7 protein-coding genes and 1 pseudogene are annotated in these 7,258 nt (G+C 47.3%); 1 reads left to right on the top strand and 7 read right to left on the bottom strand.

The window, feature by feature from the left end; all coding sequences use genetic code 11:
* From C6Y40_RS14520 to C6Y40_RS14500, 5 genes and pseudogenes are all read right to left on the bottom strand, one after another.
* Nucleotides 1-120: pseudogene (locus C6Y40_RS14520) on the bottom strand (IS1595 family transposase); the annotation flags it as partial.
* A gap of 338 nt (nt 121-458) precedes the next feature.
* Nucleotides 459-761, bottom strand: a complete 303-nt coding sequence (locus tag C6Y40_RS14515) for a hypothetical protein (protein ID WP_105935218.1) — start codon at nt 759-761, stop codon at nt 459-461.
* Between the two features lie 75 nt (nt 762-836).
* The gene (locus tag C6Y40_RS14510; RefSeq protein WP_105935217.1) at nt 837-1,115 is read right to left on the bottom strand and encodes a hypothetical protein; all 279 of its coding nucleotides are present in this window, start codon (nt 1,113-1,115) and stop codon (nt 837-839) included.
* 107 nt (nt 1,116-1,222) lie between these two features.
* Nucleotides 1,223-1,939, bottom strand: coding sequence for an SOS response-associated peptidase family protein (locus tag C6Y40_RS14505; RefSeq protein ID WP_105935216.1), 717 nt, complete (start codon nt 1,937-1,939; stop codon nt 1,223-1,225).
* The gene (locus C6Y40_RS14500) at nt 1,924-2,829 is read right to left on the bottom strand and encodes a prenyltransferase (RefSeq protein ID WP_105935215.1); all 906 of its coding nucleotides are present in this window, start codon (nt 2,827-2,829) and stop codon (nt 1,924-1,926) included. The genes C6Y40_RS14505 and C6Y40_RS14500 overlap by 16 nt, the downstream gene beginning before the upstream one ends.
* 98 nt (nt 2,830-2,927) lie before the next feature.
* Between C6Y40_RS14500 and C6Y40_RS14495 the strand changes: the two genes are divergently transcribed.
* A complete protein-coding gene (locus C6Y40_RS14495) occupies nt 2,928-4,115 on the top strand; it encodes a GGDEF domain-containing protein (protein ID WP_105935214.1) in 1,188 nt (395 codons plus the stop codon).
* On the opposite strand, the gene rmuC is transcribed toward C6Y40_RS14495, so the two are convergent.
* Both rmuC and C6Y40_RS14485 read right to left on the bottom strand, forming a co-directional pair.
* Complete coding sequence (rmuC, locus tag C6Y40_RS14490) at nt 4,112-5,554, bottom strand: DNA recombination protein RmuC (RefSeq protein ID WP_105935213.1); 1,443 nt, start codon at nt 5,552-5,554, stop codon at nt 4,112-4,114. The genes C6Y40_RS14495 and rmuC overlap by 4 nt on opposite strands.
* 100 nt (nt 5,555-5,654) lie before the next feature.
* Nucleotides 5,655-7,184, bottom strand: coding sequence for a fumarate hydratase (locus C6Y40_RS14485; protein WP_105935212.1), 1,530 nt, complete (start codon nt 7,182-7,184; stop codon nt 5,655-5,657).
* Nucleotides 7,185-7,258 lie beyond the last annotated feature (74 nt).

Below are 7,258 nucleotides of genomic sequence, written 5' to 3'. Positions count from 1 at the left end.
CTCTGTTATCAACTGTGAGACGCTATCAGTGCCTTTCAGCAGCTTCTCAACATAACGGGTTTGACTATCTGTTAAGTGTTCTAACTCGGCTATAAGCTTTGTAAATTGTGCTGGGATCATGATCAACCCTCAATAACTGTATTCATATACAGTATAGCAACAATTTAGCAGAACATAGCCATAATTAATAGTTTTTATGAATATTTTTAAGAGCCATGCATACATGCCGAAGCAGATTGCCATCGGTATGCCGACGGTAGCTAAGGTTACGAGAAATAAGGCAAAGGTTGGAGAAAACATATACATGGGCCTGAGAACTGACTCCGGAACATAAATAGCTGCACCTACCCCATGAAGCAATATTGCCAGATAAATGAAAACACACCCTGCAATTACAGAAATAAACCCACGAAGTGTTAATTTGAAATTATGAGTCATATCCATTCCAATTACGTTCTTTACTCATAGCGACATTCTTTTACCTGATGGTTGAAGCTACCGCCGCTATCCAGGCACTTATCAATTGCTATTTGTTGAACCAATGTGTCATAGATTAGGATGGCCGAAACTATAACAATTACCCAAAATGACAAACCAACAATGAGCACCATGAAGCCATCTGGATCTATGTCTTCATTGAATTTGCGGCAGATAAGATAACCCATTCCTTTGCATAGAAATTCGATCAGCACTTCGGTGAAGAGTCGCCCAATAAATCTGGCCACTACCTCTATTAAGTCTGCAACTCCCTCTAGTGCCACTAAGTTACCAACCCTCTTACGCTCGTTAAATCGGTGAAATCCCGTTACCTTTTTTAGCTAAATCAGAACAGCAATCTAACTCGAAGAGCTGGTTTCTGCATGTATATAAAGCAATATTTTCTCGATAGAATAAAAAACCAGGTGTAAAAGCGTGTATAAGCCGAAAATTAACGCGCCCCAGATATACCCCTGATCACCGGACACATACTCAACACCAAGCTCGTAATGGCGGTCTATGTTTGATTTGAGCAAATGCCAATTAAGGAATATTGCAAACACAATAAACGCGAATAGCCACAATGTTGAAATGACATGGTAGCGTTTAACTATTTTCCTGATCTTTTCTTCAGTCATCACTGACTCCTTTCAGTTGTGTTTAAGTCCATTCGCCATGTACCTATTACCGGGATCACAAACGAAAGTGCTAAAAAACTTGGTGGTCTGTACATCCATTTAGCTTGTTAATCCGGTTCAAGATCATATGACTCCCCGGCAGGCTGATAGAGTGAAGGCTTATTAATGGGCTGTACCTTAAACTGGTGGCGTATTTTTGGTGTTAGTAAATCTTCAAGCGCCTCTGGCTCAGTAGTATCTGCGTCCAACCACCGCTGCAGGCTGTTATCTTTAAGCGATAACATTAATGGCGTGGACTTTTGATGCACATCCATTAGTTTTTCGTGTGGCGGTAACGTAACAACCGAGCACGAGGTTTCCACAAACTCGTTACCGTGACTGTCATGACCGTGCCATTCACGATACAAGCCACCCATGGCAAGTTGTGCATCAGGTTCGGCAATCATATCGTGGTAGGTCATTTTACTGCCGACTTTTTGCGACTCACCAAAACCAGCGACCGGAATAACACAACGGTGCTGTCGAAAGGAATGATATCCCGCGCTACGAGGCACATTGAGCTTGTCATAACGGGTATTGAAAGAAGTGTAACGTGACGGCTTGAAATGCATAATACCGGTGCTGTGTTCCGGCTCCAGCAGCAACCACCAGATGGCATTTCGCGCTACCCTTTTCCCCTGTTGTTCGAGCACAATGGTTACTCTTTCAGTGGCGCGTACAAAACGGCTAAATCGCATTCCCTCTTCCGGCCAGAAGCTAATTTCCAACTGGTCGCACAATTGCCTCACACCCGGGCTATCGGTAACATTTAACCGGCCACACACAGCACCACTCCTAATAATAATGGGGTTGCCAGGGTCATCATCACATTCTGCCCCATTGCCGCCAGAAAGCTTTTGTCGGGCTGTTCAAACTGTTTGGCTTGTTGATAGATTCGCCAGCCTGGCAGCATAGGTAACAAACAAACAAGGCTGTACCAGGGCAAACTAAAAACCATAACGGTTGATACCACCACCAGTATGGTGAGCAGCCATTGTGCTAAGTAAAGCCTGGCGGAAAACGCATAGCCGTATTCAATGAGCACATGGTTTCGGCCATGCTCTGCGTCACTGGCGGCATCCGGAAACTGATTGAGTAACAACAGATTGTTAGTGAGCAAGGTGGGGATCAACGCCAACAGCAGCATGGTTATATTATGTGAGCCGCTAACCGCCACATAGCTGCCGTAAGACATCAGCATACCAAAACCCAAACCTGGTGCCACCAGACAGAGCCAGGGATAACGATTAAGCACCGGCGTATAGCTCACCACGATCACAACACCCAGTACACCCATGGCAAATAACGACAGCCAAGCCTCAGGCGTTTGGCGCAACACCATAATGCCCGACACTATGGTGAGCAGCACAAAGGCAATACCGATGTATTTAACCAGCCCAGCCACTGATGGTTCGCTTACCAGTGCCCCGCTACCGCCACTGAAGGGGGTACGGTTAGTAGCAAAGTCCAGTTTGCTGGTGCAATCCACATATTCGTTGAGCATATTCACGGCTATATGAGCACACAGGCCACAAACGAGAATTAAACTGAATAAAAACCAGGAACCGTCTATATTTAAAAAGTTGACAAAGCCAAAGCTGAGTGTCAGACAACTCACTACCAGCAATAAAAACGGCGGACGCATGGTTTTTACAACGGTTGATAGAACGCTCATTCCCTGCTCCTGTGCAGTCGGTTGGTTAATGATCTGCTTCAATAATAAATAACGACAGTTGCGCTAAACTGAAGGTATGTCGAGCTGATGGCATTTTGATGGATACTCTCCTTTCAACCAGTATCGAGTTAAACAAAGTCAATATCTTACTGACTCTGCTGTTCAGTATTGGCTGGATCGTGATTGCCAAACCATTGCAGTTGTACCACAACAGCAGTATCCGCTTTGCCCTGGCCAACCTGCTATTTGCGCTGGCATTGTTACTCGACTTTCGTCATCCCGACAATCCCACACTTTTTTTGTGGGTGATTGCCGATATCATATTACTGATTTCATTTATTATCTATAACCTTGCACTTCGTCACCTGTTTCGATTAACCATCGATCCTAAATGGTTTAGCTCGATGATTATCCTGGTGAGTGTGGCCTATGTGCTGTTTTTAGCCGGCTGGATAACGCCTGAGACGGTGGCTGTAATGAGCTTGATTATGGTTATTGTAGTAATGCTGGCCACCCTCAAAATGAAATTTAATGCTCTGCACGCAGCTTTTTCTGCCAACATTGCCAGCATTTTGTGTCTGGCAGACGTGCTGATCATCACAATGGTGGCCAGTAAACTTACATTTTGGGCGTTCGCGTTGCCCCTTCCGCAAAACAGTTTATTCTTTTCACCTTACAATCCATCGCTGATGTTATGGATGCAGGTTGTACTGATTATCCTGATCAACACCACTGCAGTAGGCACAACAATATCGCGATTAATCGTTCGCATGAAATACCTGGCCGAACACGATCAACTTACCGGATTACTCAATCGCCGGGCGTTTCAGGCACAACTGGAATACCAGTTCTCGCTCTTTCAGCGTTATCAACGGCCCTTCAGTATTCTGATGCTCGACATCGATTATTTTAAACTGATTAACGATACCTTTGGGCACAGTGCTGGTGACAAAGCCATTGTGCACACCGCCAGACAGCTCAAACAGCAAGTCAGGCAATCCGATTTGGTTGCTCGTTTTGGTGGAGAAGAGTTTATTGTGTTATTGGCCGATCAGTCCTTAACCGAGGCCAAACTCATTGCGGATAAGATTTGTCAGTCATTAAGCGAGACTAAATGGGCCGATGCCGCCGATCCACTCACTATCAGTATTGGTTGTGTTGAGGCGAGTCAGGCCCGGGATCCGGACCAACTGTTAAAACTCGCCGATGATGCGCTGTACCAGGCCAAAGCCAACGGCAGGGATCAGGCTGTCATGGCTGGCAGCAAAGTAAGCTATCTGACTTAATCCTGCTCGTCAGCTTCATCATCACTGGTATCGGCCAGGCGCTTGCTGGGTTGTACACCCAGGGCACGGAATTGCTCAACCTGACGCACCAGATTGCCCCGCCCGCTGGTTAATTTATTCAGCGCCGCATCGTAGTGCTTCTGCGTGCTTTCTACCGCTTTACCAATTTTTTCCATATCCCCCACAAAGCCGGCAAACTTATCGTACAGTTTGGCTGCATGCTGTGCGATTTTCTGGGCATTCTGATTCTGATATTCGTACTGCCAGATGTTGTTTATGGTACGTAGTGCAACTAACAGATTGGTCGGCGAAACCAGCATAATGTTGTTATTAAGCGCCAGCGTCACCAGTTCCGGATCGCTTTCTACCGCCAATAAAAACGCGGGTTCTACCGGAATAAACATCAGTACGTAATCCAGTGAACGGATCGCTTCCAGCTCGTGGTAATCTTTTGCGCCCAGCGCTTTAATGTGGGTGCGCAATGAGTTGACATGTTCTTTTAAATAGCGCGCCCGTTCATCATCATTATCACTGTTAAAATACCGTTCATAAGCGGCCAGACTTACTTTGGAGTCGATGATCACATCTTTATCATTAGGCAGGTGTACCACCACATCCGGCTGCTGTAATTTGCCCTGTTCATTGCGGGCAGAAACCTGGGTTTCAAATTCATGGCCTTCGCGTAATCCGGATTCCTTGAGGATGCGTTCCAGCACAACTTCGCCCCAGTTCCCCTGCTGCTTGTTATCGCCTTTTAGGGCGCGGGTCAGCGCAGCGGCGTCTTCGGTGATTTGCTGATTAAGCGCTTTTAAACCCAGAATTTCTGTTTTTAGCGAGGCCCGTTCCTGCCCTTCCTTAACATACTGATCGGTTACCTGCTTCTTGAAGCCTTCAATCTGATCTTTCAATGGGTTGAGCAGTGCATCCAGGCGAGTTTTACTCTCGTTGCCAAAGCTTTCTGCTTTTTGCTGGAAAATACGGTTGGCCAGGTTTTCAAATTGTTCCTGCAAGCGTTTTTCGGCTTGTTGCAGAGTGGCGAGCTTTTCTTCGTGAGATTTTTCGGCGACATCAAAGGCTGCCTGGCGGGCATCGCTGGCGGCTTTTAACTGCGTGTAATCGGCCTGCAGAGATTTCAGATCACTTTGTAATTGCTCTCGCTGCTGCTGGGCTTCCGGCAACAATGCCGCTTTGGCAGACTGCTCCTGCAGCGAACCCTGTAGCGTAGATAGCTGTTGCTTAAGCTCGCTAATATCCTGCTGGGCTCTTTGTTGAACAGCGTCCAGAGATTGCTGTGCCTGCTCAAGCTGCTGGGCTAACAACTGTTGCTCTGCCAGCGCCTGCTGCGCCTGCGCCTTGCCCTGAAAGCGGCCAATTACCAGGCCAACAATTAACGCCAGCAGTGCTGCGCCAGCGGGAATAATAATATTAAGGTGTTCCATTACCAACCTGAATAACTTCAATAAAAAAACGGGTAACTCATGTTACCCGTTTTTGACATCGGTTTAAGCGAAGAATCGCTTATTCGGTGTTAAATGCTGGTTATTTAGACAGTGCTTCGTCCAGTTCAGCAATTTTAGCTTTCCAGATAGCCGGGCCAGTCTGGTGAGCGTTAGCACCAGTAGAATCTACTGCCACAGTTACCGGCATGTCTTCTACCTCAAATTCGTAGATAGCTTCCATACCAAGGTCTTCAAAGGCTACCACACGGGCTTTCTTAATGGCTTTCGATACCAGGTAAGCTGCCCCGCCCACTGCCATCAGATAAACTGACTCGTGCTTGGCAATAGACTCAACCGTTGACGGGCCACGTTCAGCTTTACCAATCATGCCAGCGATACCGGTTTTTTCCAGCATCATGTCGGTGAATTTATCCATCCGGGTTGCCGTAGTCGGGCCTGCCGGGCCAACTACTTCGTCACCAACCGCATCAACCGGCCCTACGTAGTAAATAAACTTACCATTAAGATCTACGCCCTCTGGTAAGCCTTCACCATTTTCCAGCATGGTCTGAATACGTTTGTGCGCGGCATCGCGACCAGTCAACATCTTGCCAGACAGCAGCACAGTCTCGCCTACTTTCCATTCTTTGATGTCTTCTTTGGTCACTTCGTCCATGTTTACGCGACGAGTGTTTTCGCTGACTTCCCAGGTAACTTCCGGCCATTCTTCCAGCTTCGGCGCTTTTAAGTCTGCCGGGCCGCTACCATCAAGGTGGAAATGCGCATGGCGGGTTGCCGCGCAGTTCGGGATCATAGCCACAGGCTTAGAAGCCGCGTGGGTAGGTACCGATTTAATTTTCACATCTACCACGGTAGTTAAACCACCAAGGCCCTGTGCACCAATACCTAATTTATTTACGCGTTCGTAAATTTCCACGCGCAGTTTTTCGTCGGTGGTCTGCGGGCCGCGTTCAATCAGTTCCTGAATGTCTACCGGATCCATCAGGCTTTCTTTGGCCAGTACCGCTGCTTTTTCGGCAGTACCACCAATACCCAGACCAAGCATGCCTGGCGGACACCAGCCAGCGCCCATGGTTGGTAAGGTTTTCAGTACCCATTCAACGATGTCGTCACTGGGGTTTAACATTACCATTTTCGATTTGTTTTCTGAGCCGCCGCCTTTGGCCGCAATCATCACTTCAATTTTATCGCCGGGAACGGTGTCGATATGCACTACCGCTGGCGTATTATCTTTGGTGTTCTTACGGGCACCGGCAGGATCTTCAACAATAGAAGCCCGCAGCGGGTTGTCCGGGTTCATATAAGCACGGCGGGTACCTTCATCAACCATTTGCTGAACGGTCATGTCGGTTTTATCCCAGCTTACGCCCATGCCGATTTTCACGAAACAGGTAACAATCCCTGTATCCTGACACAACGGCCGTTTACCCTCGGCTGACATACGTGAGTTAATCAGGATTTGGGCCATAGCATCTTTTGCCGCCTGGCTTTCTTCCTTGAGATAGGCCTGTTCAACAGCCTTCACATAATCAAGTGGGTGGTAATAGGAAATGAACTGCAATGCATCTTCGATGCTATCGATAAAGTCTTGTTGACGAATTACGGTCATGGCGTCCTCTTATTTTTAGGCTCACATAGTCATCTAGACGAAGAATCCGTATACTACCGCATGTCGACAACTGG

The sequence above is a fragment of the Marisediminitalea alba genome (genome assembly GCF_002993365.1).
In the GTDB taxonomy this organism is placed as follows: Bacteria; Pseudomonadota; Gammaproteobacteria; order Enterobacterales; family Alteromonadaceae; genus Alteromonas; species Alteromonas alba.
This window is presented reverse-complemented; position numbering and strand designations above follow the sequence as displayed.